Origin of the sequence: Streptomyces chilikensis (genome assembly GCF_001642695.1) — a bacterium.
GTDB lineage: Bacteria > Actinomycetota > Actinomycetes > Streptomycetales > Streptomycetaceae > Streptomyces > Streptomyces chilikensis.
Window position 1 is genome coordinate 1 of record NZ_LWCC02000038.1, and the last position, 937, is coordinate 937.

The window sequence follows — 937 nt, forward strand, 5'->3', positions numbered from 1 at the left end:
CTAGGACCTGTCTGACAAATGATCTTGTCCGGGCTCACGGAGCCAGAGGATGAGTGCTGCGAGGTGGAGTCCGGCCCGGTAACGGGCGGCGAGTTTGTCGAAGCGGGTCGCGATGGCGCGGAATTGCTTGAGCCGGTTGAAGCAGCGTTCGACGACGTTGCGGGCCTTGTAGAGGTCGCGGTCGAAGGCCGGCGGTCTGCCGCCGGCCCGGCCGCGCCGCATCCGGTTGGCCTTCTGATCAGCCCTTTCCGGGATCACCGCCCGGATGCCCCGGCGCCGCAGCGTCCGGCGGATCGCCCGTGACGAATACGCTTTGTCGGCGATGACCGCGTCGGGTCTGCGACGCGGCCGCCCGACGCCGACCCGGGGCACTCGCACCGCGTCCAGGACCGCATCGAAGGCGGTGGAGTCGTTGACGTTGCCGGGCGTGACCAGGACGGCCAGGGGCAGGCCCCGGCCATCACAGGCGAGGTGGACCTTCGTGGTCAGCCCGCCGCGGGACCGGCCGAGCGCCTGACCAGCCGCCGCGCGTGCCGGATCTTCCAGTTCGTCCCCCGCCGACGCCCCTTTTTGCGGGCGCCGGCGGCATGCTGGTGGGCCCGGTTGATCGTGGAGTCGACCGACACCGTCCACTCCACGGCCCCGACGGAGTCGTCGCGGACCTGGACCTCCTCGAGCAGGCGGGCCCAGGTCCCGTCCGCCTCCCAGCGGGCGAACCGCTCATAGACCGTCTGCCACGGCCCGAAGCGTTCCGGCAGGTCACGCCACGGAGCACCCGTCCGCAACCGCCACAGCACCCCGTTGATCACCTGCCGGTGATCCCGCCACGGACGACCCCGCCCGTCAACACCCGGCAACAGCGGCGCTATCCGCTCCCACGCCGCATCCGTCAGCTCACCACGACCCACCACAAGATCAATTATCAGACAGGGCCTAG

At 70.3% G+C, this 937-nt stretch carries 1 protein-coding gene; it reads right to left on the reverse strand.

Annotation, left to right across the window (positions count from 1 at the left end; genetic code table 11):
* A protein-coding gene (locus A2U95_RS21470; protein ID WP_166025788.1) for an IS5 family transposase occupies nt 1-908 on the reverse strand; the annotation gives its coding sequence in 2 pieces (ribosomal slippage) (nt 1-563 and nt 563-908; 909 coding nt in all).
* Nucleotides 909-937 lie beyond the last annotated feature (29 nt).